Raw genomic sequence first — 23,321 nt, forward strand, 5'->3', positions numbered from 1 at the left:
AGGCGTATCCTACTGGCCTGCTCTAAAAGTCAGGAGATCCCCCATGAGCTGGTCCGCCCACCAATACGTCGCCTTCGAAGACGAACGCACCCGCCCGGTCCGCGACCTGGTGGCTGCCATCCCCAATGAGATCGCGCGCAGCGCGGTGGATATCGGCTGCGGGCCGGGCAACTCCACCGAGGTGCTGCTGGCGCGCTATACGGGGGCGTCGGTGACCGGGCTGGACAGCTCGCAGGACATGGTCGATGCGGCGCGCAAGCGCCTGCCCGCGGTGCAGTTCCGCGTGGCCGACATCGGCGCCTGGGACGAGGCCGGGCCCTATGACGTGATCCTGGCCAATGCCGTGCTGCAGTGGCTGCCTGACCACGCCAGCCTGTTCCCGGCACTGGTATCCAGGCTCGCTCCCGGCGGCACGCTGGCCGTGCAGATGCCGGACAACCTGGAAGAACCCGCGCACCGGCTGATGCGCCAGGTGGCGACGGAAAGCCCGTGGGCAGAAAAGCTCGCCGGCGCCAGCAAGGCCCGCGCCGAGCGTGCCCCGGCGCAGTGGTACTACGAGCTGTTGCGCCCGCTGTGCCAGCGCGTGGACGTATGGCTGACCACGTACCACCATCCGCTGGCGGACGGCCCGGCCGCGGTGGTGGAGTGGTTCAAGGGCAGCGGCCTGCGCCCCTTCCTGCAACCGCTGGACGAGGCCGAGCGCGCCGCCTACCTGGCGCGCTACCAGACCGAGATTGCCAAGGCGTACCCGGCGCTGCCGGACGGGTCGGTGCTGCTGCCGTTCCCGCGCCTGTTTATCGTCGCGACGCGCTGAGGCCAGCCCTACGCCGGCTTGTGGCACACCGCTTCGATGTTGTGCCCGTCCGGATCCAGCACGAAGGCGCCGTAGTAGTTGGGGTGGTAGTGCGCGCGGATGCCCGGCGCGCCGTTGTCGCGCCCGCCCGCGGCCAGCGCCGCGCGATGGAAGGCATCGACGGTCTCGCGGCTGTCCACGCGGAAGGCCACATGCAGCGGCGGCTGGTTGGGCGTGCCGCGGTGGATCCAGAAGTCGGGTTGCCCCGGTGGGCCGAAGCCTGCGACATCGGTGCTGCCGGTGACGCTGGCCGGGAATTCCTTGTCCAGCACATAGCCGATGGCGCCCAGCGCCGCCTGGTAGAAGGCGCGGCTCTTGCCGTAGTCACTGACGCTTACGCCGGTGTGGTCGATCATGGATCGCTTCCTTTCAACGGTGGGAGGGGGCTCAGGCCAGGTCCAGCACGCTCATGGTGGCGTTCAGGCGGCTGACCAGCACCGATTCACCGTGGACGTCGGCGAAGACATCCGCCTCCACCACGATGATCGAACGGCCGGACTTGAGCACATCGGCACGGCAGCGCAGCCGTTCGCTGCGCACGGCCCTGAGCAGGTTGATCTTGAACTCCGCGGTGACCACGTGCTGGCCTGCCTCCAGGATGGTGGATGCCGCCGCGCCCGCGGTGTGGTCCGCGATGGTGGCCTGCACGCCCGCATGGACGATGCCGCCGTGCTGCAGGTGGCGCGGCGCAATGGCCAGCGTGGATTCGCACCAGCCGGGCCCGCAGTCCGCCAGCGTGATGCCGACATCGTTGACAAAGGCGGCCTGGCGAAAGCCCGCCTCGATGGTGTCGCGCAGCAGAAGCCGTTCCTGTTCGGTGGTCATGGCTGTTCCTTGTCGGGTCACTGCATCACCGGGATGTGCGCATTGCAGCGTGAAGGCGCGGGGCTGTCAACCATCCATGCGCCTGTTACGCCGCGCGGAAGCGGGCCGGCGTGCCGTCGCCTACACTGGAAGCATCCGCGACCCGAGTGCGCGCCTGAGCGCATGCAGCCCGCAATGATCGCCGACACCCATCCCCCCCCACTGCGCCGCAAGACGCGGCCCGCCGCGGCCTTTGCCGCGCTGACGCAGGCAAGCCTGGCGCGCATCGAAGCGAGCCTGGCCCAGTTGCTGCGCCGCGACGAGCCCGAAGACCTGCACGCGCTGCGCGTGGCGGTGCGCCATGCGCGCGCGGTGCTCTGGGCCCTGGGGCCGTCGTTGCCGCGGCAGGAGCGCGATCGCTGGAAGCATGACCTGCGCATGCTGGCGCGCGCCACCAGCGACGTGCGCGACTGGGACGTATTCCTGGCCGAAACCATTGCCCCGGCACGCAAACTGGAACCGGACGATACCGTGCTGTCGGCCATCGCCGACACCGCCCGAGAGCGCCGCGACACCGCACGGCAAACCATGCTGGCGGCCCTGGCCGGTTACCGTGACTGGCCGCTGCCAGCGCTGCATCGCGACCTGGCGCACCTGGCCCAGCTGGCCGCCCGCGCCCGCAATGGCGGTGGCCGCCTCGGGCCCTTTGCGCGCAAGCGCGTGCGCCGCGGCCGCAAGCGCCTGCGCGCGCTGGCAAAGGCCGCACGCCGCGGCGATCCCCGCGCGGTGCATGAGCAGCGCATCGCCGGCAAGCGACTGCGCTATGTGATCGAGGCATTCGAGCCGGTGCTGCCATCCCGCTACACCAGGGACCTGCATCGCAAGCTGGTCAAAGGGCAGGCAAAGCTCGGCCGCCTTGTCGACGGCATCGTCGCGCGCCGGCTGCTGGCCGATTGCCTGCAGGCGCAGGCAATGCCGGACGAGGCGCCGCCGCGCCCGCTGCCCGGTGCCAGCTGACCACCCGCCCGCCATGGCGGCCTGCCCACCGCGTGCCACGCCAACCGCACCCGATCTGCGACAATAGCGCCATGACTGCTCCCCAGGTTCCCATTGCCGCCATCGCCACCGCGCCCGGACGCGGCGGCATCGGCGTGGTGCGCGTGTCGGGCCCCGATGTTGGCCCCGTGATGCGCTCCGTCTGCGGCCAGGCACTGAAGCCGCGCCACGCCACCTACCTGCCGTTCCTCGATGGCCATGGCAAGGTCATCGACCACGGCCTGGCGCTGTATTTCCCGGCGCCCAATTCCTATACCGGCGAGGAAGTGCTCGAGCTGCAGGGCCACGGCGGGCCGGTGGTGATGCAGATGCTGCTGACACGCTGCCTGCAAGCGGGCGACGGCATCGGCCTGCGCCTGGCAGAGCCCGGCGAGTTCACGCGGCGCGCCTTCCTCAACGACAAGCTCGACCTGGCCCAGGCCGAGGCCGTGGCCGACCTGATCGAAGCCAGCACCGAGGCCGCGGCGCGCTCGGCGGCGCGTTCAATGGAGGGCGAATTCTCCAACGCCATCCGCCAGCTTGTGGACAAGGTCATCCACCTGCGCATGCTGGTCGAAGCCACGCTGGACTTCCCCGAAGAAGAGATCGATTTCCTGGAGCAGTCCGACGCGCGCGGCCAGCTTGCCACCATCCGCACCGAACTGAGCGGCGTGCTGGCGCAGGCGCGCCAGGGCGCGCTGCTGCGCGAGGGCCTGTCGGTGGTGCTGGCGGGCCAGCCCAACGTGGGCAAGTCGTCGCTGCTGAACGCGCTGGCCGGCGCGGAGCTGGCCATCGTCACGCCCATCGCCGGCACCACGCGCGACCGCGTGCGCGAGACCATCCAGATCGACGGCATCCCGCTGCATATCATCGACACCGCCGGCCTGCGCGAGCATGCCGCCGACGAAGTCGAGCGCATCGGCATCGAACGCACCTGGGACGCCATCCGCCGCGCCGACATCGTGCTGCACCTGGTCGACGCCACCGACTACCTGCGCCATGGCCTGTCAGAGACTGACGACGCCATCGACGACCAGCTCAGCGGCCAGCTGCCGCCGGGCTCGCCGATCGTGCGCATCGTCAACAAGATCGACAAGGCGCCCGCGGTTGGCGATGTCGTCTTCGGCGGCAACCGCCCGCACGTGGTCGCCGCCAACGGCCCCAACCCGACCGAGATCTGGATCTCGGCGCGCACCGGGGCCGGCATTGAACTGCTGCGCCGTGAGCTGCTGCGGCTGGTGGGCTGGCAGTCGGGCAATGAAGGCAACTTCCTGGCGCGCGAGCGGCACCTGACGGCGCTGCGGAATGCGCAATCGCACCTGGATATCGCCGCCGAGCAGGCCGAGCACCAGGCGCAGGCGCTGGACCTGTTTGCCGAAGAACTGCGGCTGGCACAGGATTGCCTGAACAGCATTACGGGTGAGTTCACCAGTGATGATCTGCTGGGGACGATCTTTACGCGGTTTTGCATCGGAAAATAAGGCGCAGCGCCTGACCTCAATCCAGGCTCAGCTGCGATGTCTTGATGGTTTCGCTCCAGCGCAAGCGTTCCGCCGTGACAAAGGCGGCGAATCTCTCCTGTGCCTGTCCGCCTGGAATACCGCCCATCCGGCTGATTTCGGTAACCACGTCCGGGGCGCGCAGGACCGCGACCAGGTGCTCATGCAGCCTGGCTGCGATCTCCGGCGGCGTGCCGGCTTTCACAAAGATGCCGATCCACGCCGTCGACAAGAGGTTGCCCACCCCGGTTTCCTCCATGGTCGGCACCTCGGGCAGGCTGGGGATTCGCCGTGCCGACGTCACGGCGAGCGGGCGCAGCTTGCCGGCCCGGATATGCGGCAGGGCCTGGGTCAGGTTGTCGAACTGGAAAGTCGTTTCACCGGCCAGCAGCGCGGTGGTCGCCGGCGTGGAACCGCGATAGGGAACGTGAATGGCATCCGTTCCCGTGCGCTGCTTGAGCAGTTCGCCGGTCAGGTGGCTGGTCTGGCCGATGCCGGAGGAGCCGAAGGACAGCTTTCCCGCCTGCGCCCTCATTTGCGCGACCAGGTCGGCGGCGCTCCGGATCGGCGACTGTGCGTTGACGACCAGGACGCTGGGAAAAGAGATGACATCGGTAATCCCCACCAGGTCGTCCGGCTTGTATGGCAGGGTCTTGTAGGCGCTGTAGTTGATGGCCTGCGGCCCGACATTCCCGGCCAGGAGCGTGTAGCCGTCGGCGGGCGCGCGTAGCGCCGCCTGTGTGCCGATGATGCCCCCGCTGCCGGGCCGGTTGTCCACGATGACAGGCTGGCCAAGGCGAAGGCTCAGTTTCTGCGCGAGCATGCGGATGGGAATATCGATCGTGCCCCCTGCCGCGCCCGGCACGATGATGGTAACCGGCCGCGCAGGCCACGCCGCGCCCGTTTGCGCGGACACAGCCGGGGCCGCCATCATTGCGCCCAGGGCAGCGGCAAGTGCGAGCGCCAGGCGCCTGGTACTGCGGAGTGCTTGCATGGCATTGCCTCTTTCTTCTCAGTGTTGTCCTGTTCACGCCTGCGAGCGATGGCCGGCATCGACAAAGCGCCCGAGATGCGCCGAGGCATTGCCGAGCAGTGCATCGTTGGCCATCAGGCGCTTGCTGTAGTGACTGATCGGGGTTTCGTCCTGCATGCCGATCGCCCCATGCAGTTGCAGGGCGTCAAGCGCAAGCACACGGCTGGCATGGCCAACCATGTACTTGGCGGCGCTGACGCGGCGCGAGCGCTCGGCCGGCGGCACCAGGGACCAGCCTGCAACGGCTTCGCGCACCAGCTGGCGTGCGGCATGCCAGCCGCGATAGTGGTCGGCCACCCGATGCTGAAGCACTTGCTGCTCTGAAAGGGTGCGGCCGAACTGCTTGCGCATGCGCATGTACTCAACCGTGAGGGCAAGCGATCGCCGCATGGCCCCGATGCTTTCCGCGCAGAGGGCGAGGGTGGCAAGTTCCAGCGCGTCGTCCAGCAACGCCGTGGCGTGGTCCGCGCCGCAGAGCAGCGCGGACGCAGGCAGTTCGACGTTGTCGAAGCGAATGTCCGCCGCGCTGCGCCCGTCGTGGAGCTGATAGGCACGCAGGCCGACACCGGCCGCCTGGCTCGGCACATCGAACAGCGCCAGCCCGCCTTCAGGCAGGCAAGCCGTAACAAACAGATGCTGCGCCTGGGCGGCGCCCATCACCAGCCGGTTGACGCCGTGCAGGCGCCAGTGCGCGCCATCCCGGCGCGCAACGGTTTCAGGATGGTGGACGTCGCGGCGGGACTGGCCCTCGCGATAAGCCAGCGCGCAGCGGGCCTGGCCGCTGGCCAGCGCTGCGAGCAGCGGTTCGCGTCCTTCTGCGTTCTCCGCGCCAAGCAGCACCTGCGTGCCGAGGACCGCGCTCCAGAGCATGGGCTCCACCACCAGGGCCTCGCCGAGCGCTTCCAGCAATGGCATGAGGTCGGACAGGGTGCCGCCCAGGCCGCCGTCGCACTCCGGGATCAGCAGGCCGGTCAGGCCCAGCTCGGCAAGGGCAGCCCATGCGGCAGGGTCGAAGCCGTCCCTGGCAGCCACGGCCTCGCGCCTGCGCTCGAAGCCGTAGTGCTTGTCCAGCCAGCGGCGCAGGGTGCCGTCCATGATCGCCTGCTGCTCGTCCATCTGGTCCTGGCGGGGGCGGTCGATCTCGGTCAGTCCGCCGAACACAGCCTTGGCAACGATCTGGCGTTGTATCTCCGACGAGCCCCCGGCCAGCGTGATGCCACGGTAGCGCCAGTAGTGCAGCGGAAAATTCTCGGCATGGCCAGGAGATAGCGGCTCCGGACTGGGCTCGCCATCGATCGCGCGGGGATCGAAGGGCAATGTTCGGGCGCCCAACGCATCCAGCTTGAACGTGTGCAGGTCCTGCAGCAGCAGGTTGCCATCGAGCTTGAGCAGCGAGGCTTCCAGCTCAGGACTGCCGCCCTGCTCAGCAAACCGCACTGCCGGCCACCACGCGGCTTCGAGCGCGCGCATGCGAATGTCCAGCTCGGCATGCCGGCGCGCCAGCAAGGCATCGTCGATCTGCGCGCCGGGGCCCGGGCGCCATTTGCCGGCCAGTTTCGCGACGCTGGCCAGCTCCGCCTTGCAGTCTCCCACCCGGGCGACGAACAGGCGCTCGATCACCAGCAGTCCCTTGGCGATGGACCAGCCGGCGTGTTCCACGCCCACCAGGTTGGCCGCGGGCACCCGCACGTCGTCGAAGAACATCTGCACGTGGAAGTGCGCGCCGTTGATAAAGCGGATCGGCCGCACCGTCACGCCCGGTGTGCGCAGGTCCATCAGCAGCACCGAGATGCCCTCTTGCTTGCGTCGGGCAGACGGATCGGTGCGGACCAGCACCAGTGCCCAGTTGGCCCACTGGCCCAGGGTCTGCCAGATCTTGCTGCCGTTGACGACCCATTCGTCGCCATCGCGGCGCGCAACGGTGCGCAAAGACGCTAGGTCGGACCCGGCGTCGGGCTCGGAATAGCCTTGCGCCCAGAAGTCATCGAAGGACAGCATGCCGGGCAGGAAGCGCCGGCACTGCTCGGGCGTGCCATAGCGGATCAGCGTGGGTCCGATGGTATCGATGCCGAGATTGTCATAGCGCGGCGCGTCGCTGGCCGCCAGCTCTTCCCGGAAGATTGCCTGCTCCACCAGCGACCATCCCGGGCCGCCGTACTCCCGCGGCCAGCCAGGTGCCGCCCACCCGCGCGCATGCAGGATCCGCTGCCAGCGCACGGCCTGCTCGCGCGTCACCAGGCAATGGGCGCGCGAAGCGGCCCGGATATCGGGCGGGACCACCTCGCGCAGGAAGCTGCGAACCTCCTGGCGGAATGCTTCGAGGCGATCGGCTCGGGAATGATCTGGCATGGTTGGCCCTTTGATGAAAGCACTGCTGGGTTGCGTTCTCCTGACGGGATCACAGTCACCCTGGCGACCATGCCGGCTTGCGCTTCTCCACGAACGCCGCCACGCCTTCCTTTGCGTCATCGGTTACCGCGATATTCCCGAAGCTCTCCACCGCACCGGCTACGCCGCGGCGGTAGTCGGAGTCGTTGGCGCGCAGGAAGGCGGCGCGGCCCATTCGCACGATGGTGGGCGATTTCTCGCAGAAGGATTGCGCCAGCGCCCGGGCTTCGCGCATGACGTCCGGCTGCGGCACGACGCGGCTGACCAGGCCAAGCCGCCAGGCTTCGTCGGCATCGAATGCGCGCCCGGTGAACAGCAGGTCAAAGGCGCGGTGGCGCCCGACGATGCGCGGCAGATGCGTGTAGTGGATGGCAGGGATCATGCCGACGTCGATCTCGGGATAGCCAAATGTTGCGTCCTCGGCCGCGACGATCATGTCGCACGAGATGGCCAGGGTCATGCCACCGCCGCGCGCCGCACCCTCGACCGCCGCGATCGACGGCTTCTTCAGCTGGAACTGCGCCTCGCACAACCCCACATAGAGTTTCTCCACCAGCGCATAGAGCTGGCTCGGTGAAGACTGCTGCACGGCATCGAGCCGCAGGCCGGCACAGAAGCGGCGCGGGATGGCGCTGCCGAGGATGACGGCGCGCACCGAGTCGTCTTCGGCGGCGCGCCGCAAGGCGCCGATCAGGTCGTCGATCATGGCCTCGTTCAGCGCATTGACTGGCAGGCTGTCCAGCTGGATTTCGGCGACCTGGTCGCGCACGGCATAGCGAATGGAGGACATGGATTCCATTGAGTGGATATGGGACGGGCTTCAGTTGACTTGGGGGCGGGCTTGCCTCGCGCTCACTACGTGACGGATCCGGCGACCGCCACGATGCCGTCGGCCTGGTAGCGCCGGATCATGTCGGGGCCAAAGCCTGCCTCGCGCAGAATTTCCTCGGTGTGCTGCCCCAGCAGGGGCGGCGCGCGGTGCGCCTGCCGCTTGCCGTCGCGAAACCGCACCGGCAAACCCATGTTCCGGACCGTGCCCAGCACCGGGTGTTCCGATTCGACCACCAGCTGCCGCGCCTCCAGCTGCGGGTGGGCAAGGGCCTGGTCGAGTGTGTGGATGGGCGAGCAGGCCACGCCTGCCGCGCGCAATGCCTGCAGCCAGAATGCGACCGGCTGCGTGGCGATGCGGCGCTGCACGAGGTCCACGGTGCGCGCGAAGTTGGCCACGCGCGCCGCATTGGTGGCGAACGCGGGGTCGTCGACGTGGTCGTGCAGCCCGGCGACCGTGCAGAAGCGGCGCCACTGGGCATCGTTGCCGACGCCGATCATGAGCGGGCCATCCGCTGCATCGAAGGCCTGGTACGGGGCCATGGCGGGGTGCGCGGTCCCCATGCGCGCCGGCGCCCGGCCGGTGCGCCAGTAGTTCTGCGCCATGTAGCCCATGAAGCCGAGCGCGGTATCGAGCAGCGAGACCTCCAGGTAGACGCCGTGCCCGGTCTTTTCGCGTTCGATCAACGCGGCCAGGATGCCGCTGAAGGCATGCATGCCCGTGCCCAGGTCGACCGGAGAGAAACTGGCGCGCGCCAGCTTGCCTGCCGGATCGCCCATGGTGCTAATCATGCCGCTGAACGCCTGCAGCATGACGTCATAGCCGGGCTCGTTGCCGAGCGGGCCGGTGCGGCCATAGCCGGAGATCTCGCAGTAGATCAGGCGGGGATTGCGCGCGCTCAGGCTGTCATGGTCCACGCCCAGCCGGGCCGCGGTGCCTCCGCCGAAGCCCTGCAGCACGATGTCCGCGCCGGCGGCCAGGGTCTGCACGAGCTGCTGTCCCTCGGCGGTCTTGAGGTCGACCGCGATGCTGCGCTTGTTGTGGTTGACCGAAAGGAAGGTTGCCGACTGGCCCTGCTCCTGCGGCAGCCAGGCGCGGGTATCGTCCCCCACGCCGATCGGCTCGACCTTGACGACGTCGGCGCCGAGTTCCCCCAGATACTGGCCGCACAGCGGGCCGGCCAGCACCTTGCTCAGGTCCAGCACGCGAATTCCTTGTAGCGCAAGCATGGGCAGTTTCAATGGATGTAAAGTCGGATGAGAGGGCCGGGTGGCGGCTATTCCGCCCGAATGCCAATGCTGCGGGCCGCGGCAGTCCAGCGTTCAGCATCGCGGTCGACAAAGGCCTGCACTTGCGCCGGGGCGATCAGGAGCGGCTCTGCGCCACGCGCGGCCAGGGCGCGCTGATAGGCGGGATCGGCCAGCGCCCTGGCCAGGGCCTGGCGCAGCGCGGACACGATCTCAGGCGGGGTCCTGGCCGAAGCCTGGAGCGACAGCCAGTACTTCATGGCCAGGCCGCCGTAGCCCGCCTCCTTCATGGTGGGGACGGCCGGCAACAGCGGCGACCGCTCTGCCGAGGTGATCGCCAGCCCCTTCAGCTTGCCGCCCTGAATCTGGCTCACGCAGGTGGTCATGCTGTCGAACAGGAAGTCCACCTGGCCCGCCATCACATCGCTGCTGGCCGGCGCGCTGCCCTTGTACGGCACTTCAATGGCCGAGAAGCCGGCCAGCCGCTGGAGCAGCGCACCGTAGATATGCGGAGAACTCCCCGGCCCGTAGGTGGCAAAGGTGAGGTTGCCGGGCCGCTGCTTGCCAAGCCTGACCAGGTCGCCCATGGTCGAGACACCGAGCTTGCCCGGATGGACCACCAGCACGTTCGGCACGGTGGCGGCAATGCCGATGGCCACGAAATCGCGCTGCGGCAGGAAGCGCGCGGCTGGGTACATCAGGGGATTGACCGCCTGCATGCCGACCGTGTTCAGCAGCAGGGTATGGCCATCGGCCTCCGTGTCCAGCACGAACTGCGCTCCCAGGTTGCCGCTGGCGCCTGGCTTGTTCTCGACCACGACCGGCTGCGCCAGCACCTGCGCGAGATGCTTCGCGGCCAGGCGCGCGACGAAATCGCCCGGACCTCCCGCCGCGAACGGCACCACGATCCTGACCGGCCTGGAAGGCCAGCCCTGTGCAAACCCGTGCCGGGCCAGCAAGGCGGCGGCAGTGCCGAGCAGCAGGGTGCGGCGGCTGAATGTCATGGCAGTCTCCGGTGTGGTTCCCTTGTCCCTGGCCGGACACGCTTGCCTGGCAGGATGGGAATCTGGTTGCCACTATGGCGCCGGCCTTGCTATAAGTAAAAGACCGTTTCACGATGCCATACATATAATTTTTATATACTGAGCTCCCCGCCTTGTCGCGCGTTTGCTGGAAATCCCATCATGGCCATTGATATACGGGATCTGCGGTGCTTCCTGGCCGTCGTGTCCGCAGGCTCGATCTCGCGGGCGGCCGAGCACATGCATCTGGCCCAGCCGGCGCTGAGCCTCCAGATCAAGCAACTCGAGCAAGAACTACGCGTCAGGCTGTTCGACCGTACCCAGAGGGGCGTGCTACCCACGGCGGCGGGCCTGCGCTTCGTGAGCCACGCCAAGGACATCCTGACCCGCGTCGACCTGGCCTGCGAGGATGTCCGCGACTTCGTGGCCGAGCCGGCGGGCCGTGTCGCGATCGGCCTGCCCCAGTCCATGGCGCAGATCCTGACCCTGGCGCTGGTGCGCGAGACGCTGGCGCGCTGGCAGAAGATCCAGCTCCAGATCATCGAACTGAGCACGGGCTATATCCCGGAGCGCCTGCTCAGCGGGCACATCGACATCGGCCTGACCTTCCAGGTGGATCCTGGCGCCGGGCTGCTGTTCGAGCATCTGCTGGACGAGGACCTGGTCCTGGTGGGACCCCCTGGCGCGCTCCATGGGGCGCCGAATGCCAGCGGCAGTCCGGGCACGGTCGGCCAGGTCGCCTTCGCCGAACTGGCTGACTACGCCATGCTCCTGCCGGCCGGGCTGCATGGCCTGCGCGCGCTGATCGACCGCCATGCGAAATCCCATCACGTCAGCTTGCGCGTGCTGGCGGAGGTCAACGCCATTCCGCAGTTGATCGAGCTGGCCGCGGCGGGGGTCGGCTTCACCATCCTGTCCTATGCGTCGGTCCGCCGCGAATTGCGCAGCGGCTTGCTGTCCGCGGCCCGCATCGTCGAGCCCGGCATTTCGCGGCCGGTCTACCTGTGCCGCTCTGCCACCACCCCACTGTCGATGGCCGCATCGACCGTGCAAGCGCTGATTTCCGACACGGTGCAGGCCCTGGTCGCCGACGGCCGCTGGCCGGCACACGCTTCCTGAGGCCAGGCTGGCCTACTGCGCAAGCTACGCCCGGGTAAACTGTCGGGAACACCACAATCGAAGCTGCGATGCGGATTTTTGCATCGCACCTTTCCCCCGCCATGCGCCTCATCCTGATCACCTTCGGTACCCAGGGCGACTGCCGCCCCATCGTCGCGCTGGGCCTCGGCCTGCGCGCCGCCGGCCATGACGTGCTGATGCTGGGCGAACGCTCGGCGGCCACGCTCGCGGCAGAGCACGGCCTCGCCTTCGCGCCGATGGCAGGCGATATCCAGCAGACGCTGGCGCCCGGCGGCGCGCTGCACAAGCTGATGACCGAAGGCGGCAACGTCGCCGAGGCCACGCGTGCATTCGCGCGCATTGCCGAGGACAACACCGAGGCGTGGATGGCGCAGCTGGCGGAGGCTGCGCGCGATGCGGACGGCATCGTGTTCTCGGGGCTGACGGCGTATGTGGCGCTGTCGGTGGGCGAGCAGTTGGGCAAGCCGGTGATCGGCGCGGGCATGTTCCCGATCTCGCCGACGCGGGCCTTTCCGTCCGCGCTGCTGCCGCCGTTCAGGATGCCGGGGTGGGCCAATCGCGCCAGCCACCACGTGATCAACTTCGTGCTGTGGCGCATGTTCCGTAGCGCGACCAATGCTGCGCGCTCCAGGCTGTTCGGCGCGTCGGCGCGCAAGGCGATGTGGGCGGACTTTCCTACGCTGTACGCGATCTCGCCGCAGCTGGTCCCGCGTCCGCATGACTGGCATGACGACTGGCTGGTGAGCGGCGCGTGGACCATGCCGCCGCAGCCGGACTGGCAACCGGACGCGCCGCTGCGCGACTTCCTGGCGGCCGGCGAGGCGCCGCTGTATATCGGCTTTGGCAGCATGGCGGGCTTTGACCGGCACAAGGTGGTGACGGCGCTGGTGCAGGCGGCCGATGGCCGGCGCGCGCTGTTCTATCCGGGCTGGAGCGGCATCGACGTGGCGGCGTTGCCATCCAGCTTCCACGTGGTGGGCGCCACCCCGCATGACTGGCTGTTGCCGCGCGTGTCGGCGGCAATCCATCACGGCGGTGCGGGCACCACGCATGCGGCCGCGGCGGCGGGCGTGCCGGCGATCGTGCTGCCGTTTGCGGGCGACCAGTTCTTCTGGGCGGGCCGGCTGGCGGCACTGGGCGTGGCGCCGCGTCATGTCGCCGGGCACAAGATCGACGCGCCGCGGCTGGCGTCGATGATCGCCTTTGCCGAGCAGCCGGCCACGCGCGAACGGGCCGCCAGGCTGGGCCGCGCGATGGCCGCCGAGCGTGGCGTCGACCACGCCGTGGCGGCGATTGAGCGCTTTTGCGGCAGGCAGGGCGCATAATCCCGTTCCGCATTCCGCATTCACTGACGCAGGACCTTCCGATGTTGAACCGTACCCAGCAAATCCTTGTTGCCATCGTCGCCGTGGCTGTCCTTGGCATGTTGTGGTTTGCCGGCAATGACCGCCGCGACGATGTCGGCGATGCCGCGCCCGAGGCGCAGGCCGAAGCCAGCGCGGTGCCGGCCAGCGTCGTGCGCGGGATCCCGCGCGATGGCACGCTCGACCCGATCAGCATTGACCCGGAGCGCCCCGCGGACCGGCTGCCGCAGCTCCAGGCCGACACGCTGCTGAATGACTACCGCGACAACCCCAAGGAAGCCGACACCCGCTACCTGGGCCAGTACCTGATCGTCGAAGGCGTCGCCAGCGGCATTCGCCGCGAGCGCGACCAGGTCTTTGTCGATATCCGCACCAACGATCCCGGCGTGAATGTGCGCGCACTGCTGCTGCAACGCCAGATCTGCGGCCCGGCAGGGCGGGTGTGCGAGGTGGAAGCACGAGCCACCATGGTGCGGCGCGGCCAGAAGGTCGCGCTCGAATGCAACGGCGCAGGGCTGGCGGATGGCGCACCGCTGCTGCGCGACTGCCTGCTGCGCGGCGGCGCCAACTGATCGCGCCATCCTAGATTCCGGAGTCCCGCCATGCAATCCGTTCTGTCCGTCCTTGCCATCCTGATCATGGTGGCCACCATCGTCGGCGTGGTTTCGCCCGCCTGGCTCAGCCAGACGCTGTTTGGCGGCAGACCCGTCACGCGGCTGCAGGTCGCAGTGATCGGGGTCTGCCTTGCCGGGCTGTGCCTGGTCCTGGTGGGCCGGCTGGCTCAAGGCGGCGGCGCGGGCGGCTGAGGCGCCACCGCGGCGCAGAAGCGGCCGTTTTGCGCTTCTGTTTGGACGATTGGATCGGCGTGCCGGCGCCTACAGTGTGAAGGTATGCGGTGGCCACTGTGTCTTGCATGGCAGCCCGCCCCAGCCATACAGGACATCCATGTACAAAGCTATGCTGGCCGCAGGCCTTGGCCTGCTGATCACCGGTTGCTCGACCTACCAGGCAGTGACCCCGGTCGACCGGCCCGACCACACCGATCCCCTGGTCGCGTTCCAGGTGCCCGCTGGCGGCGGCCCGCTGGGCAACTACGGCGCCAACGGCACGCTGCTGTGCGTGGTGGTGAACCCGGTCACAGGCAATGACTTTGTCGAGAACTTTCTCTCATCGCTGCGGCGGCGCAATTTTGAGGTGAAGGTGCTGCAGGCGCAGACCTCGATCGCGGCATGCCCGGTGGTGGCGCTGTACACGGCGCGCAGCGCCTGGTACTGGACTGCGTACCTGAACAGCGCGGACATCACCGTGTTCCGCAACGGCGACCGTGTCGGCAAGGCCATCTATAACGCCAACCGCAGCGCGGGCGGGCTCAACCTGAGCAACTTCGTGCAGCCGTCGTCCAAGCTGGATGAACTGGTCGAACAGCTGTTCCCCGGCATGCTGCCGCCGCCCCCGCCGCCGGCGGGCACGGCCGCCCCGGCGGCCTAGCCTGTCAGCAGTCAACCGGAGGGCCGGACCATGCCTCTCTGCGCAGCATCTTGCCGGGCGCAGCCGCGCCCGGCCCAGCGTACCCGGATCAGCGCTCCAGCCGCCCCAGGCGCACCACGGTCACGCCCGGGCGCAGCTGCCGCAGCGACGGCATCACCAGCACGCAATCCGGATACGGCGTCACCACTGGCTCGCCGTCGCGCCAGCCGATTACGGTCCCGGCCTCGGTAAAGGTCTCCAGCCCGGTATAGGGGCCGGCAAAGCGGAAGTCCATGCTGGTGGCCACCACCGGCTCGGTCACGCGCACCACGCGCTGCGTGGCGGGCAGCGGTTGCAGCCAGCCTGCGGGCAAGTCGCTCGCATCGATCACGCCGGCATGCAGCAGGAAGCGCGCGGTGCTGTCCTGCGCCACGGTCACGGCGGCGGGCTCCCAGTGCTGGCCGCACTCGATCAGCAGTGCATTGCGCGGGCTGGCGGCATCGCCAAAGCCATCGTAGTCGCGCATGCGGCGGCCTTCGGGGTGGCCTTCGTCGACGATCACATCGGCCGGCGCGCCCAGCGCGCGCGCCAGGGCGATGCCCTTGTCGAGCGGGCCGGAGACGATCAGCGGCCGGCTTTTCTCATGCATCGAATGCAGGTCCAGCAGCAGGTCGACGGTGTCGATCACCGGCCGCATGGCGCGCGCGCGGCGCAGCTCCGATGAATCCAGGCTGGCGTCATCCAGCACCCTGGCGGTCCACACGCGGTTGAAATCCTGGTCGACAAAGCGCGATGCGTCGGGCCTGGCGGCATCGAAGCTGTGGTACGCGTCGACGTTGGCAAACGCCAGCGTCAGCCGGCCGCGGCGCGGGCGCAGTCCGTGGTCCAGCAGCGCCTTGACGCCGATGGCGCCGCAGACCTCGTTGCCGTGGGTCAGCGCGTTGACCATCACGTGCGGGCCGGGCTGGCCGCTGTCGAAGGTGTACAGGTAGGGGATGCCGGTATTGCCGGCGGCGTAGGCGCGGATGTCGGGGAACGCGACATCGACTGGGTAGGCGTCGATCGGTGCGGTGGGCTGGGTCATGGGAATCGGTGCGTTCAGGGCGCCTGGCAGGTCGTATGCCTGCGGGGTCGTTGTTGTGAATCGAGTTGAGGAAGGGCGGCGGGCACTTGCAAGAAGCGACGCCGCCCCGCAACCTCACTTATTCATGAATGCCAGCGGTCTGCACGATGGTGCGATAGCGCCCCGTCTCGCGCTTGATAAAGCTGCCGAACTGCGCCGGATTGGCAGGCGCCACTTCCACACCGGCTTCTGCCAGCTTCTTCTTCACATCCGGCATGGCCAGCACGGCCTGCATCTCGGTGTTCAGGCGCTCCACCACCGCTTGCGGCAGCCTGGCCGGGCCCATCAGGCCGAACCACACGCCCATGTCGACGCCCTTGAGCGCGGGCGTCTCGGCCAGCGCGGGCACGTTCGGCGCCACCGGCGAGCGCTTGGCGTTGGTCACGCCGTAGGCCTGCACGCGGCCGGCCTGGATATGCGGCAGCGCCGACGACAGCACCATTACCGCCAGGTCGATCTGGCCGCCGAGCAGGTCGGTGGCCATGGCCGACGCGCCCTTGTACGGCACGTGCGTGATATTGACCTTGCCCTGCTGCTTGATCAGCTCGCCGGCCAGGTTCAGCGGCGTGCCCACGCCCGACGAGGCATACGACAGCTTGCCCGGCTGGGCCTTGGCCAGCGCAATCAGCTCGGCCGCGTTCCTGGCCGCCAGGCCGGGCTTGCCGACCAGCACCATCGGCTGGGTGCCGACGAAGGTCACCGGCACCAGGTCCTTTTCGCCGTCGTAGCGCACGGCGGGGTTGGTCAGGCGGGCGATCGACACTTCACTGCCCGAGCCCATCAGCAGGGTGTAGCCGTCGGCCTCGGCCTTGACCACCTTGGCCGCGCCGATGGTGCCGCCGGCGCCGCCCAGGTTCTCGATCACCACGCTCTGGCCCAGGCGCTTGCCCAGCTCCGGGGCAATGGTCCGGGCCACCAGGTCGACGCTGCCGCCGGCGGTGTAGCCCACCACCAGCGTGATCGGCTTGGCGGGCCAGGCGGAGGCAACGGCGCCGGCGGAAGCGGCAAGGCAGAGTGCGGCAGCGGCCGCGCGCAGGATGGTCTTCATGGTCTTGGCTCTGGGGGTCCCGGAATGGTTGTTGTGGAGCGATGGTAGTGAGCGCGGAACCGGCCCGGCGTGCAGCTTTGGCAAGGGCGGTTGCCGATTCGGCAATGGTGGCCGAAGGCGCATCAGCGCGGTGCCTGCACCGCCGCCTGCCAGAAAGCCTCGGCCAGCGGGCGCATCGGCGCGCGCGGGCGGTACAGGCGGATATCGAGCGCCAGGTCGCCGCCATCATCGCTGCGCGCGCCGCTGATGGCACGCACCAGGCGCCCGGCGTGCAGGTCGTCGGCAATCAGGCGTGCCGGCAGCCAGGCCAGGCCCATGCGCTGGCGCACCATCTCGTGCACCGACTCGGCAAAGTCGCTGACCGCGATCACGTCCAGCCGCGGCGCCAGCTTGCGGCGCGCGATCTCCTGGTTGACCATGCGGCCGAGTGTCAGGGTCTCGGCGTAGGCGATCATGGGCACCGGCTTCGCCGCAGCCTTGCCGGTCGCAAGCCGGTGCAGCGGCGCGCCGCGCGCATCGGCGGCGCTGACGCAAACCAGCCGCTCCACGCCGGCCAGGTGGAACTGGTAGCGCGCGTCATCCAGCATCACCGGCAGGTCCGGCGGGCTGTAGCAGAGCAGGAAATCGGCATCGCCCTCGGCAAACATGGCTAGCGCGTCATGCATCGGGAAGGTCGACAGCTGCGTGCGGAAACCGGCCGCCGCGGGGTCGTGCCGCAGCGCCTCGCGCAGGCCCGCCAGCCACGCCGGCACCATCGAGCGCGCCAGGGTCTTGCCGGTGGCGATGGTGACCGTGCTGGCGTCGGCGCGGTGCGCGGCGCGCAGCGCCACGCGGGTCTCGTCCAGCGTGCGCAAGGCGCTCTGCGCGGCTTCCAGGAACTGGCGCCCTTCGGCGGTCAGCCGCACCGGGAACGCGCTGCGGTCGATCAGCGGGGCGCCGGCCCAGACCTCAAGCGCCTGCATGCGCCGGCCAAACGCGGGCGGGGTCACGTTGCGCAGCTCGGCGGCGCGCGCCAGGCTGCCGGCCTGGGCCAGGCAGACGAAGTCTTCAAGCCAGCGGATATGCATGGAAGGCGGACCGTTGAAGGTGGGGCGGCAATGCCCTCATTATCGGCAATACCGGCCGCCACCTTTGCCTGCCGCATTCCTCGGTTAGAATTTTTCGCATGACACTGATCCGGCGCCGCCACCCCTCGTCCCCGACCAGCCAGGCGTCCGACACCACGCCGCCCGCCCCGGAATACACCATCGACGAGCTGGCGCGCGTGGCCGGCACCACGGTGCGCAACGTGCGCTCCTACCAGGACCGCGGCTTGATCGATCCGCCGCAGCGGCGCGGGCGCGTCGGCATCTACACGCAGGCGCACCTGGGACGGCTCAAGCTGATCCACCACCTGCTGGCGCGCGGCTATACGCTGGCCAATATCACCGAGCTGCTCAAGGCCATCGTCGAGGGGCACGACCTGCGCTCGATCCTTGGGTTGGAGACTGCCATCAGCAGCCCGTGGACCAACGAGACGCCGCGGCACTACTCCTACCTGGCGCTGGCGCGGCTGTTCGGCCGCGCGATCTCGCGCCCGGCCCTGGCCAAGGCGATCTCGCTGGGGCTGCTGGAACCGGACGGCCTGGGCTATCTCGCGCGCAGCCCGCGCGCGCTGGCCGCGGGCGCGGAGATCGCCCAGGCGGGCTTTGCGCTGGAAGACGTGCTGGAGATCATCGCGCAGTCGCGCGGGCATTTCCAGGCGGTATCTGACCATATCGTCGCTACCGTGGTGCGCGAGCTGGACCGCTTTGGCATTGGCAAGCTGCCGCCACCGCAGGACGTGCCGCGGCTGGTGGAGATCCTGTGGCGCATCCGCCCGCTGGCACTGGTGATGGCGGAGACGGAGATGATGCGGGCGCTGGAGATCTCGGCCAACAAATACCTGGGGGACCGGGTGGCGGCGATCATCGAGCATCTGCATGACGAGGAAGATGGCAGCGGCGGGAAGCCATGATTCCGCTCCGGTCCGGTCCCCTCCCCCGCTGTACAGAGCGGGCACACAGGTGACAGGTGTGCGAGGACATGATTGACGCTTCCCGGCACACGCATCCCACCGCGCTACCTCGCCGCCCTTCCCCGCACCGACTCCTCCAGCAACGACCGCAACTTCGCCAGCGCGCCCGGATCCCCGTGCGCGGCTGAGCGCGCATACCAGATCTTGGCCTGCTCGAGATCCCGGTCGACCACGCCGGGCTCGCCGTGTTCGTAGAAGCTGCCGACGATGTATTGCGCGCCGCCGTCGCCGGCACTGGCCGCGCGGCTGTACCACATGAACGCCTGTCCGTAGTCGCGCGGCACGCCCCGGCCAGTGAAGTAATTCGTCGCCAGCGCCATCTGCGCCTGCACATGCCCGCCCTGTGCCGCCAGTGCATACCAGCGGTTGGCTTCCTCCAGTGACTTCGGCACCAGTTCGCCGCGCTCGTAAAGGTCGCCCCAGGTGTACTGGGCATGCGTCATCTGGTTGTCGGCCGCTTTTTTCAGCCAGACCAGCGCCTCCTGCGGGCGGGCGGCGGTGCCCTCGCCGCGCAGCAGCATCATTGCGTAGTTGAACTGGGCCAGACGGTTGCCCAGCCGGGCCGCATCGGCAAAGCCGCGCAGGGCCTGGTCGAAGTTGCCCGCTTCATACGCGGTGACCGCGTCGCGGGTCTGGACCTGCGCGGGGGCAGGCGGCTGCGGTGCGGAGGCTGCCGCCTGCATGCACAACAGCCATGCGGCGGTGGCGCCGGCGAGCAAGGCGGCAATCGGGGGGCGGGCAATCGACATGGCGGACTCCGGGCACAGCGCCTTCCTGAATCCAGTGTAGAAGTCAGGACACGGCGCCGGTAGGCAGGCGCGAACTCGCCGGAATATCCATGCGAATAATTAATCGGCCACAATATCTGCCACGATCATTCCTCGCACAGATAAAACCAGGTCTTCAGATCCACCCGGCCCGATGCAGCCGCCGCCACAGTCCCCCGCAGGCGACCGCGGTCACGCCGATCACTGCCGGGTAGGCGAAGTGGAATTTCAGTTCAGGCATGAAATCGAAGTTCATGCCATACAGGCTGAAGATCACGGTCGGGATCGCCAGGATCGCGCCCCAGCCGGCCAGCCGCTTGACCACCTCGTTCTGGCCCACGGTGACCAGCGCCAGGTTGACCTGCACGGCCGTGGTCAGCATTTCGCGCACCACGTCGAGCGTGCGCACCAGCCGGCTGGCGTGGTCCTCGATGTCGCGGAAATAGGCGCGCAGCTCCTTCGGCACCAGGTCTTCGTGCAGCCGGATCAGCTGGCCGCACATGTCCTCCACCGGGCTGACCGCATTGCGCAGACGCAGCACCTGGCGCTTGATCCGGTACAGGCGCTCGATCGCCGCACGGTCGAACTCGTCGCGGAAGATGCCCTGCTCCAGCGCCTCGAAGGTGTCTTCCAGGCGCGTGACGATGGGCAGGTAGTGGTCGACGACAAAGTCCATCAGCGCGTACAGCACATAGCCCGGGCCATTGGCCAGGCCGTGCGGGTCCTGCTCGCAGCGCTCGCGCACGGGCGCGTAGGTGCTGCTGACACCGTGGCGCACCGAAACCACATAGTTGGGGCCGACAAAGAGATGGGTCTCGCCGACCACCACTTCATCTTCCACCAGTTGCGCCGTGTTGAGCACCACGAAGACCGAATCGCCGTAGGCCTCGAGCTTGGGGCGCTGGTGCGCATCGAGCGCATCTTCCACCGCCAGGTCGTGCAGGCCGAACGCCTGCTGGGCCTGGCGCAGCAGCGCGAGGTCAGGCTCATGCAGGCCCAGCCAGACAAAGGTGCCGGGCACCCCCAGCACGGTGCGGATCTCATCCATGCCCACTGTGCCGAGCCGCTTGCCCTGCCGGTAGGCCACGCAATTGACGATGGCGCCCATGAAAACTCCGCTGATCAGATGGCGCAATCGTAACAAGCCTTTACGCTGTGCCGGACTCGATGCGCGTTGCCCCGCGCGGCATACCACGCTGGCCGCACTTGTCCGGCGCTACGGTGTGCCGTGCACGCGCATATGGAACCCACGCGCCACCTGCTGTACATATCGATCCAATTGTTACAGTTCGCGACAGATACGACGTTAGAATGTGGCATTTCCACGGTCACCCGGCTATGTCCCAGAAGAAATCGCCACGCTTCGAGCTGCGCAGTGGCAACGTAGACGCCCTCCTTCTCGCCCTCCAGACCGCCGACATGGCTGCGCTGCGGGATGACCTCCTCGCCCGCTTTGAAGCCACCCCCGACTTCTTTTCCAATGACGTGATTGCGCTGGACCTGCGCGCGCTGGAAGATGACAGCGAAGTCGCGCTTGGCACCGTGATCGAGACGCTGGCCACGCTCAGGGCCCGCGCCATCGGCGTGGTGGCCCGCCCCGGCCAGCGCGAGTGGGCCGAGCGCTTCGGCCTGCCGCTGCTGGACAGCCAGGCCCGCCGCGGCAGTGGCGCCGATCGCGCCACCGACCGTGCCGCCGAGGCCAGGGCCGCAGCCGCGGCGGAACAGGCCGCAGCCGACCAGGCCGCGCGCGAGGAATCCATCCGCGCCGCCGCGCAGGCCACCACCGACGCCGCCGTGGCCGCTGCCATCCGCCAGACCCAGACCATGCTGATCGACAAGCCGCTTCGCTCGGGCCAGCAGGTCTACGCGCAGGGCGACGTGGTCATCCTGGACGTGGTCAGCTACGGCGCCGAGGTGATCGCCGAAGGCAACATCCATATCTATGCCCCGCTGCGCGGCCGTGCGCTGGCGGGCGTCAAGGGCAACACCGGCGCGCGCATTTTCAGCACGTGCATGGAGCCTGAACTGATTTCCATCGCCGGCATCTACCGGACCGCGGAGCAGACGCTTCCGGCCGACGTGCTCGGCAAGACCGCCCAGGTGCGCCTGGCCGATGAAAAACTGATCCTGGAAGCGCTGCGGCTCAAGTAACCGCGGCAGCCCCCGGGACCGAATTGCAGAGAGCGCAAGCTTCAACTTATTACTGGACCAAAGAGCCATGGCAAAAATCATCGTTGTGACCTCCGGCAAGGGAGGCGTCGGCAAGACCACCACCAGCGCCAGCTTTGCCGCCGGCCTGGCCCTGCGCGGCCACAAGACTGCCGTGATCGACTTCGACGTCGGCCTGCGCAACCTTGACCTGATCATGGGTTGCGAGCGCCGCGTGGTGTACGACCTGATCAACGTGGTGCAGGGCGAAGCCAACCTGCGCCAGGCGCTGATCAAGGACAAGAAGTGCGAGAACCTGTTCATCCTGCCGGCCTCGCAGACGCGCGACAAGGACGCGCTCACGCGCGAAGGCGTCGAGAAGGTCATCAACGGCCTGATCGAGATGGATTTCGAATTCATCATCTGCGACTCGCCGGCCGGCATCGAGTCGGGCGCGCTGATGGCGATGTACTTCGCCGACGAGGCGCTGATCGTGACCAACCCGGAAGTGTCGTCGGTGCGCGATTCGGACCGCATCCTGGGCATCCTGGCCTCCAAGACCAAGCGCGCCAGCGAAGGCGGCGACCCGATCAAGGAACACCTGCTGATCACCCGCTACAACCCCAAGCGTGTGCATGGCGGCGAAATGCTGTCGCTGACCGACATCCAGGAAATCCTGCGCATCAAGCTGATCGGCGTGGTGCCGGAGTCTGAAGCCGTGCTGCACGCCTCGAACCAGGGCACGCCCGCCATCCACCTGGAAGGCAGCGACGTGGCCGACGCCTATGGCGACGTGGTGGACCGCTTCCTCGGCAAGGACAAGCCGATGCGTTTCACCGACTACCAGAAGCCGGGTCTGCTCTCCCGCATCTTCGGCAACAAGTAACGGTCAAGGAGGGCTCACCCCATGTCGATCCTTTCCTTCCTGCTGGGAGAGAAGAAGAAGTCCGCGTCGGTCGCCAAGGAGCGGCTGCAGATCATCCTGGCGCACGAGCGCACCGGCCATTCCGCGCCCGCCGACTACCTGCCCGCGCTGCAGCGCGAGCTGGTGGCGGTGATTTCCAAGTACGTCAAGATCGGCGACCAGGACCTGCGCGTCAGCCTGGAGCGCCAGGACAACCTCGAGGTGCTCGAGGTCAAGATCGAGATCCCGCAGAACTGAGGACGGATCCCGGCGCTGCCGGATTCGTTCCTCCTCCTTCGGTTTTCCCGCACTTCCCGTCTTTCCGCCGACCGCGGCGCCGCTTGCGCGCCGGGGTCGGCCGGCCCCCGTCCTCCCCGCCGCGATTCCCCACCAGCCCAGTGTGCAGGCCAGCTGCCAGCGCTGCCAGAACGCCCCAATTCGGAATTCTGTAGCGGCGAGACAACGGATTTGCACCAAAATCCTGCTTGAAAGGGCAGCTTGGCGGAGTTTTGTGTCCTTGTAGCTTACGTTTTGTTAAATTTTCGCGGCGTCTACAACGAAACGTAGACATCGTCCCCGCCGTGATCCGGCGGA

General features: G+C 68.3%; 24 protein-coding genes. 12 read left to right on the forward strand and 12 right to left on the reverse strand.

Going from position 1 to position 23,321, the window contains the following annotated elements; all coding sequences use genetic code 11:
- Positions 1 to 43 precede the first annotated feature (43 nt).
- The gene (gene tam / locus I6H87_RS06520; RefSeq protein ID WP_011614354.1) at positions 44 to 814 is read left to right on the forward strand and encodes a trans-aconitate 2-methyltransferase; all 771 of its coding nucleotides are present in this window, start codon (positions 44 to 46) and stop codon (positions 812 to 814) included.
- 8 nt (positions 815 to 822) lie between these two features.
- Here the strand turns inward: tam and I6H87_RS06525 are convergent, their stop codons facing one another.
- Together I6H87_RS06525 and I6H87_RS06530 are read right to left on the reverse strand one after the other, a co-directional pair.
- Entirely contained in the window at positions 823 to 1,209 is a 387-nt protein-coding gene (locus tag I6H87_RS06525) for a VOC family protein (protein WP_010811473.1), read from the reverse strand.
- A gap of 31 nt (positions 1,210 to 1,240) precedes the next feature.
- The gene (locus I6H87_RS06530; protein ID WP_010811472.1) at positions 1,241 to 1,678 is read right to left on the reverse strand and encodes a PaaI family thioesterase; all 438 of its coding nucleotides are present in this window, start codon (positions 1,676 to 1,678) and stop codon (positions 1,241 to 1,243) included.
- Between the two features lie 174 nt (positions 1,679 to 1,852).
- Between I6H87_RS06530 and I6H87_RS06535 the strand changes: the two genes are divergently transcribed.
- Both I6H87_RS06535 and mnmE read left to right on the forward strand, forming a co-directional pair.
- On the forward strand, positions 1,853 to 2,674 hold the full coding sequence (locus tag I6H87_RS06535; RefSeq protein ID WP_041687101.1) for a CHAD domain-containing protein: 822 nt from the start codon (positions 1,853 to 1,855) through the stop codon (positions 2,672 to 2,674).
- A 71-nt stretch (positions 2,675 to 2,745) separates the two neighbouring features.
- Complete coding sequence (gene mnmE / locus I6H87_RS06540; protein WP_041687099.1) at positions 2,746 to 4,173, forward strand: tRNA uridine-5-carboxymethylaminomethyl(34) synthesis GTPase MnmE; 1,428 nt, start codon at positions 2,746 to 2,748, stop codon at positions 4,171 to 4,173.
- 16 nt (positions 4,174 to 4,189) lie between these two features.
- On the opposite strand, the gene I6H87_RS06545 is transcribed toward mnmE, so the two are convergent.
- The 5 genes from I6H87_RS06545 to I6H87_RS06565 form a co-directional block, all read right to left on the reverse strand.
- Positions 4,190 to 5,185 carry a tripartite tricarboxylate transporter substrate binding protein gene (locus I6H87_RS06545; protein WP_011614351.1) on the reverse strand — a complete coding sequence of 332 codons (996 nt, stop codon included), beginning with the start codon at positions 5,183 to 5,185 and terminating at the stop codon, positions 4,190 to 4,192.
- 33 nt (positions 5,186 to 5,218) lie between these two features.
- Complete coding sequence (locus I6H87_RS06550) at positions 5,219 to 7,573, reverse strand: acyl-CoA dehydrogenase family protein (protein WP_011614350.1); 2,355 nt, start codon at positions 7,571 to 7,573, stop codon at positions 5,219 to 5,221.
- Positions 7,574 to 7,628: 55 nt separating this feature from the next.
- Positions 7,629 to 8,402 carry an enoyl-CoA hydratase/isomerase family protein gene (locus I6H87_RS06555; protein ID WP_010811467.1) on the reverse strand — a complete coding sequence of 258 codons (774 nt, stop codon included), beginning with the start codon at positions 8,400 to 8,402 and terminating at the stop codon, positions 7,629 to 7,631.
- A 65-nt stretch (positions 8,403 to 8,467) separates the two neighbouring features.
- Entirely contained in the window at positions 8,468 to 9,670 is a 1,203-nt protein-coding gene (locus I6H87_RS06560; protein WP_041687097.1) for a CaiB/BaiF CoA transferase family protein, read from the reverse strand.
- A gap of 47 nt (positions 9,671 to 9,717) precedes the next feature.
- Positions 9,718 to 10,692, reverse strand: coding sequence for a Bug family tripartite tricarboxylate transporter substrate binding protein (locus I6H87_RS06565; protein WP_011614347.1), 975 nt, complete (start codon positions 10,690 to 10,692; stop codon positions 9,718 to 9,720).
- A gap of 180 nt (positions 10,693 to 10,872) precedes the next feature.
- Between I6H87_RS06565 and I6H87_RS06570 the strand changes: the two genes are divergently transcribed.
- The 5 genes from I6H87_RS06570 to I6H87_RS06590 all read left to right on the forward strand — a co-directional run bounded on the left by I6H87_RS06570 (position 10,873) and on the right by I6H87_RS06590 (position 14,702).
- Complete coding sequence (locus I6H87_RS06570; protein ID WP_011614346.1) at positions 10,873 to 11,829, forward strand: LysR family transcriptional regulator; 957 nt, start codon at positions 10,873 to 10,875, stop codon at positions 11,827 to 11,829.
- A gap of 101 nt (positions 11,830 to 11,930) precedes the next feature.
- Positions 11,931 to 13,175, forward strand: coding sequence for a glycosyltransferase (locus I6H87_RS06575; protein WP_041687095.1), 1,245 nt, complete (start codon positions 11,931 to 11,933; stop codon positions 13,173 to 13,175).
- Between the two features lie 41 nt (positions 13,176 to 13,216).
- Entirely contained in the window at positions 13,217 to 13,786 is a 570-nt protein-coding gene (locus tag I6H87_RS06580) for an OB-fold putative lipoprotein (protein ID WP_010811462.1), read from the forward strand.
- Between the two features lie 30 nt (positions 13,787 to 13,816).
- Positions 13,817 to 14,020: a hypothetical protein gene (locus I6H87_RS06585; RefSeq protein ID WP_010811461.1), complete on the forward strand. Its 204-nt coding sequence runs from the start codon at positions 13,817 to 13,819 to the stop codon at positions 14,018 to 14,020.
- A 139-nt stretch (positions 14,021 to 14,159) separates the two neighbouring features.
- Entirely contained in the window at positions 14,160 to 14,702 is a 543-nt protein-coding gene (locus I6H87_RS06590; RefSeq protein ID WP_011614344.1) for an Sbal_3080 family lipoprotein, read from the forward strand.
- A gap of 88 nt (positions 14,703 to 14,790) precedes the next feature.
- Here the strand turns inward: I6H87_RS06590 and I6H87_RS06595 are convergent, their stop codons facing one another.
- The 3 genes from I6H87_RS06595 to I6H87_RS06605 form a co-directional block, all read right to left on the reverse strand.
- Positions 14,791 to 15,765, reverse strand: a complete 975-nt coding sequence (locus I6H87_RS06595; RefSeq protein ID WP_011614343.1) for a M14 family metallopeptidase — start codon at positions 15,763 to 15,765, stop codon at positions 14,791 to 14,793.
- A gap of 118 nt (positions 15,766 to 15,883) precedes the next feature.
- The gene (locus I6H87_RS06600; RefSeq protein WP_011614342.1) at positions 15,884 to 16,852 is read right to left on the reverse strand and encodes a Bug family tripartite tricarboxylate transporter substrate binding protein; all 969 of its coding nucleotides are present in this window, start codon (positions 16,850 to 16,852) and stop codon (positions 15,884 to 15,886) included.
- A gap of 122 nt (positions 16,853 to 16,974) precedes the next feature.
- Positions 16,975 to 17,919, reverse strand: a complete 945-nt coding sequence (locus I6H87_RS06605; RefSeq protein ID WP_010811457.1) for a LysR family transcriptional regulator — start codon at positions 17,917 to 17,919, stop codon at positions 16,975 to 16,977.
- 98 nt (positions 17,920 to 18,017) lie between these two features.
- Here I6H87_RS06605 and I6H87_RS06610 point away from each other — a divergent pair, with 98 nt between their 5' ends.
- Positions 18,018 to 18,848 carry a MerR family transcriptional regulator gene (locus I6H87_RS06610; RefSeq protein ID WP_010811456.1) on the forward strand — a complete coding sequence of 277 codons (831 nt, stop codon included), beginning with the start codon at positions 18,018 to 18,020 and terminating at the stop codon, positions 18,846 to 18,848.
- A 104-nt stretch (positions 18,849 to 18,952) separates the two neighbouring features.
- Here the strand turns inward: I6H87_RS06610 and I6H87_RS06615 are convergent, their stop codons facing one another.
- Both I6H87_RS06615 and I6H87_RS06620 read right to left on the reverse strand, forming a co-directional pair.
- The gene (locus I6H87_RS06615; protein ID WP_010811455.1) at positions 18,953 to 19,657 is read right to left on the reverse strand and encodes a tetratricopeptide repeat protein; all 705 of its coding nucleotides are present in this window, start codon (positions 19,655 to 19,657) and stop codon (positions 18,953 to 18,955) included.
- Between the two features lie 154 nt (positions 19,658 to 19,811).
- On the reverse strand, positions 19,812 to 20,783 hold the full coding sequence (locus tag I6H87_RS06620; protein WP_011614341.1) for a magnesium and cobalt transport protein CorA: 972 nt from the start codon (positions 20,781 to 20,783) through the stop codon (positions 19,812 to 19,814).
- A 230-nt stretch (positions 20,784 to 21,013) separates the two neighbouring features.
- On the opposite strand from I6H87_RS06620, the gene minC reads away from it, so the two are divergent.
- From minC to minE, 3 genes are all read left to right on the forward strand, one after another.
- Entirely contained in the window at positions 21,014 to 21,826 is an 813-nt protein-coding gene (minC, locus tag I6H87_RS06625; RefSeq protein WP_010811453.1) for a septum site-determining protein MinC, read from the forward strand.
- Between the two features lie 67 nt (positions 21,827 to 21,893).
- Positions 21,894 to 22,709 (forward strand): septum site-determining protein MinD, encoded by an 816-nt coding sequence (gene minD, locus I6H87_RS06630; RefSeq protein ID WP_010811452.1) that lies wholly within the window; start codon positions 21,894 to 21,896, stop codon positions 22,707 to 22,709.
- Between the two features lie 21 nt (positions 22,710 to 22,730).
- Complete coding sequence (gene minE, locus I6H87_RS06635) at positions 22,731 to 22,985, forward strand: cell division topological specificity factor MinE (protein WP_010811451.1); 255 nt, start codon at positions 22,731 to 22,733, stop codon at positions 22,983 to 22,985.
- The last annotated feature ends 336 nt before the right edge of the window (positions 22,986 to 23,321 follow it).

Origin of the sequence: Cupriavidus necator (genome assembly GCF_016127575.1) — a bacterium.
Taxonomy (GTDB): Bacteria; Pseudomonadota; Gammaproteobacteria; order Burkholderiales; family Burkholderiaceae; genus Cupriavidus; species Cupriavidus necator_D.

Excerpts from the sequence above, each read along its gene's own strand:
- I6H87_RS06580 (WP_010811462.1), top strand. The coding sequence starts at position 13,217 with ATGTTGAACCGTACCCAGCAAATCCTTGTTGCCATCGTCGCCGTGGCT.
- I6H87_RS06545 (WP_011614351.1), bottom strand. The coding sequence starts at position 5,185 with ATGCAAGCACTCCGCAGTACCAGGCGCCTGGCGCTCGCACTTGCCGCT.
- I6H87_RS06595 (WP_011614343.1), bottom strand. The coding sequence starts at position 15,765 with ATGACCCAGCCCACCGCACCGATCGACGCCTACCCAGTCGATGTCGCG.
- mnmE (WP_041687099.1), top strand. The coding sequence starts at position 2,746 with ATGACTGCTCCCCAGGTTCCCATTGCCGCCATCGCCACCGCGCCCGGA.
- I6H87_RS06555 (WP_010811467.1), bottom strand. The coding sequence starts at position 8,402 with ATGTCCTCCATTCGCTATGCCGTGCGCGACCAGGTCGCCGAAATCCAG.
- I6H87_RS06605 (WP_010811457.1), bottom strand. The coding sequence starts at position 17,919 with ATGCATATCCGCTGGCTTGAAGACTTCGTCTGCCTGGCCCAGGCCGGC.
- minD (WP_010811452.1), top strand. The coding sequence starts at position 21,894 with ATGGCAAAAATCATCGTTGTGACCTCCGGCAAGGGAGGCGTCGGCAAG.
- I6H87_RS06565 (WP_011614347.1), bottom strand. The coding sequence starts at position 10,692 with ATGACATTCAGCCGCCGCACCCTGCTGCTCGGCACTGCCGCCGCCTTG.
- I6H87_RS06530 (WP_010811472.1), bottom strand. The coding sequence starts at position 1,678 with ATGACCACCGAACAGGAACGGCTTCTGCTGCGCGACACCATCGAGGCG.
- I6H87_RS06525 (WP_010811473.1), bottom strand. The coding sequence starts at position 1,209 with ATGATCGACCACACCGGCGTAAGCGTCAGTGACTACGGCAAGAGCCGC.
- minC (WP_010811453.1), top strand. The coding sequence starts at position 21,014 with ATGTCCCAGAAGAAATCGCCACGCTTCGAGCTGCGCAGTGGCAACGTA.
- I6H87_RS06575 (WP_041687095.1), top strand. The coding sequence starts at position 11,931 with ATGCGCCTCATCCTGATCACCTTCGGTACCCAGGGCGACTGCCGCCCC.
- I6H87_RS06560 (WP_041687097.1), bottom strand. The coding sequence starts at position 9,670 with ATGCTTGCGCTACAAGGAATTCGCGTGCTGGACCTGAGCAAGGTGCTG.
- tam (WP_011614354.1), top strand. The coding sequence starts at position 44 with ATGAGCTGGTCCGCCCACCAATACGTCGCCTTCGAAGACGAACGCACC.
- I6H87_RS06610 (WP_010811456.1), top strand. The coding sequence starts at position 18,018 with ATGACACTGATCCGGCGCCGCCACCCCTCGTCCCCGACCAGCCAGGCG.
- I6H87_RS06620 (WP_011614341.1), bottom strand. The coding sequence starts at position 20,783 with ATGGGCGCCATCGTCAATTGCGTGGCCTACCGGCAGGGCAAGCGGCTC.
- I6H87_RS06590 (WP_011614344.1), top strand. The coding sequence starts at position 14,160 with ATGTACAAAGCTATGCTGGCCGCAGGCCTTGGCCTGCTGATCACCGGT.
- I6H87_RS06570 (WP_011614346.1), top strand. The coding sequence starts at position 10,873 with ATGGCCATTGATATACGGGATCTGCGGTGCTTCCTGGCCGTCGTGTCC.
- I6H87_RS06600 (WP_011614342.1), bottom strand. The coding sequence starts at position 16,852 with ATGAAGACCATCCTGCGCGCGGCCGCTGCCGCACTCTGCCTTGCCGCT.
- I6H87_RS06550 (WP_011614350.1), bottom strand. The coding sequence starts at position 7,573 with ATGCCAGATCATTCCCGAGCCGATCGCCTCGAAGCATTCCGCCAGGAG.
- minE (WP_010811451.1), top strand. The coding sequence starts at position 22,731 with ATGTCGATCCTTTCCTTCCTGCTGGGAGAGAAGAAGAAGTCCGCGTCG.
- I6H87_RS06615 (WP_010811455.1), bottom strand. The coding sequence starts at position 19,657 with ATGTCGATTGCCCGCCCCCCGATTGCCGCCTTGCTCGCCGGCGCCACC.
- I6H87_RS06535 (WP_041687101.1), top strand. The coding sequence starts at position 1,853 with ATGATCGCCGACACCCATCCCCCCCCACTGCGCCGCAAGACGCGGCCC.
- I6H87_RS06585 (WP_010811461.1), top strand. The coding sequence starts at position 13,817 with ATGCAATCCGTTCTGTCCGTCCTTGCCATCCTGATCATGGTGGCCACC.